General features: G+C 54.2%; 2 protein-coding genes. Both read right to left on the bottom strand.

Annotated elements, in window-relative coordinates:
* Positions 1 to 22 precede the first annotated feature (22 nt).
* Complete coding sequence (locus IRZ24_RS19895; protein ID WP_366914339.1) at positions 23 to 400, bottom strand: NotI family restriction endonuclease; 378 nt, start codon at positions 398 to 400, stop codon at positions 23 to 25.
* Positions 401 to 1096: 696 nt separating this feature from the next.
* On the bottom strand, positions 1097 to 2368 hold the full coding sequence (locus tag IRZ24_RS19165) for a cellulase family glycosylhydrolase (protein WP_297167998.1): 1272 nt from the start codon (positions 2366 to 2368) through the stop codon (positions 1097 to 1099).
* Positions 2369 to 2631: the final 263 nt, after the last annotated feature.

Here is a 2631-nt window from a genome sequence, read left to right as displayed (position 1 = left end):
TCGTTATACTGAATACTGTATATCAACCATGCAATTTCGGGCTATGGCGATCAATTTCTTCCATTTGGGGTAGTGTAGTGAAAAAGCTACTGTCAACAGCGACTGCCATCTTTTTTCTCCAGGCTGAGAGAATCGCCCCTTTATACAATAACTGTGGAGCTAAGCGTTGGCGTGAAGACGAAAGATAATCGGGTCGGGGATAAAAGCGCTGCCTTGACCAATCCATATTGGCCCGTTGCTTAGGAGCACTCAGATACTCTTCAAAAGGGGCGCGGACGTTGCCAGAAATATAAACAGCCTGCACTTCCAGGGCACCGAAATCAATAATCTTGCCCAGGTCATCATATGCAATGAGGACAAAGTCGAGGTTGCCTGCTGACTTTCCGAAACGATCGTTCAGGCGGACCTCTGCAAGCGCTGTCCACTTTGTTCCAGGGGGAAAAAAGAACCTGGCAGCATCTCTGATCTCTGATGACTAGCCAGTTTTCTCGAAAGCGTATAGGGCAGGTAATGACAATGTTATTCCCTTCGAAAACGCTGCAGACGCCGAGAGGCTGCTCGGCTTTGCCCTTTGTACAGTTGGAAATATGGTTTGTGGAAAGGGCAAAGTCTGAGCTGTCGGTGGCGCTCCGCCTCTTCGGAAAAATTGGTAGTGGGGAAGCCGAAGACTTCTGCCAGGGGATGTCGGGGTATCGATGCCATAATGTGTGCTTCCTCCAGAACAAGGAAGAGATTCTGAACAGTAACTCTCTTCCACGCCGGTCCACACCTGTGCCACAATCATGCAGGTGAGCTGACTGGCGACGTAGCTCAACCAGCTCTATTTTCCCTGCTTTGTCAAGAGATTCCCACTATCCACTAGCTCCCTTGCAGGCCCATTCTTCTCTTGCTGCTCAGGTCGGAAGAGGCCTGGCTGACCGGGCAGGAAAGGAGGGGAGACCGTACGCTCTAGAGAGTGACAAAAAGTGACTGCCTGGACCGGGCGATCCAGGCAGTCCGGTGTCACAACAAGCAGGAAACCCAGGGCGTGAGGGTGTGAGTGAGGTGGTAACGATCTGCTACTGCTGCTACAGCTTTTCCCATTGCTTGAGAGCCACTAGGCCCCGGCCTGGGGGCCACGTGCGGGCCGCTGCGATTTGGCGCGCATCTGGGCCGCGTGCTGAGCGATCACCGTGGCCGTACTGCTCGGATAAGTCACGCGGAAGCCGTCATAGTTAGGGTAAAGCGTGCCGTCATCCTGCAGGCCCGTCAGAATCCAGAATTGATCACCGTTGCCGTTCAACCGATAGACCTGGTTGGTCCACTGACGGTAGATATCATCGCGCGTGGCCGTATCTAACCATCCATATTCCTCCAGCACCACCGGCTTACCCAGCGCATGCCCATCACGGATATGGTCAGCAATCCACTGCAACGACCAGGCGTTATCTTTGCCCCAGTAATCGGGATAGAGATGCAGGGTGCCATAGTCGACCGTTGGTAGCGCAACCAGACGCTTCCAATCCACGCCCTGGCTACCGTTGCGCGTCCAGTCGGCATTGCCTGGCTCGTTGTACCAGCCCTCGTCACCGACCGCCACCAGGTGCAGGCCATCCATGCTCTTAATGAAGGCGCTCATCTCGCGCACCCAGGCCGTCAGGGTCTGACCGCTTGGGTCCGACTGACAGCGCGGCTCATTGGCCAGCTCCCAGGTCATAATCGTGGGATCAAGGTAGAGCGGTTTACCTGTGTAACGGTTCACACGATGAATGAAGTGCCGCACATAAGCCTTGTAGGCAGCCTTGATCTGAGGATTGGTGTAGAAGTCATCATGACCGCTGGCCCCGAACCAGGCAACGTATTGGTTCATGCCACCAAAATCATCCCAGTTGTTGACCAACGGCACCACCAATTTGATCCCAAGCTGCCCAGCGCGCCAGACAGTGTAGTCAAAGCGCTCATAGCCATCTTCAGGGTAGACCCCAGGCGAGGGTTGCATGACAAAGCCATTGTGCGGCTGCCCGTCGAGGAAACCCCAGATGCGTAGGACCGGCAGTCCCATGGCGACAACATCCTTGAGGACATCGTCGATCATGAAATGGGACTGATAGTGCATATAATAATTGTTAGTGCCGGCGAAATAGAAAGGCTCGCCACCCAGAATGAAAATGGGTCCGCGCCGGGTCACAAAGCTGTCACGCTTCTGTCGCAGGCTGGCTGCTGAGAAACGAGGAGGTGAAGCTGTCTCCACGCTGGGGCGCGCAAAAGCCCTTCCCGCACCAAAGCCCATACCCGCCGCCCAAAAACCTAGTCCGGCGGCGGCTGCGGCTCCGAGAAACGCTCTCCGGCTCACAGGCGCTCGCGGGGTGTCAGCATGTGCATCCTGCATAGGCTCTGCTCCTTCCTGGATGAGTGGCTGCGCTCCAGTCGTTTCAATGAACTATGCAAATTTTTCAATGAACCGTTACACGGAAGAATGGTACCATCTTGCCTGCCATTCTGTCAATAGGTGCCCCTTCTAATGGCTGAGTCGCGTCTTACCGCCTGAAGACCGGCCCAAAGATTGACATACATCAATATGGATGTTATCTTTTTCATGAATGTTTGACGTCATATGACCAATCTCCCTTGGCAAAAAATGACACATAAAGA

This window comes from Thermogemmatispora sp., assembly GCF_019683755.1.
Taxonomy (GTDB): Bacteria; Chloroflexota; Ktedonobacteria; order Ktedonobacterales; family Ktedonobacteraceae; genus Thermogemmatispora.
Note: the sequence above shows the minus strand (reverse complement) of the source record. Positions and strands in the feature narration are given on the sequence as shown.

Excerpts from the sequence above, each read along its gene's own strand:
- IRZ24_RS19165 (WP_297167998.1), bottom strand. The coding sequence starts at position 2,368 with ATGCAGGATGCACATGCTGACACCCCGCGAGCGCCTGTGAGCCGGAGA.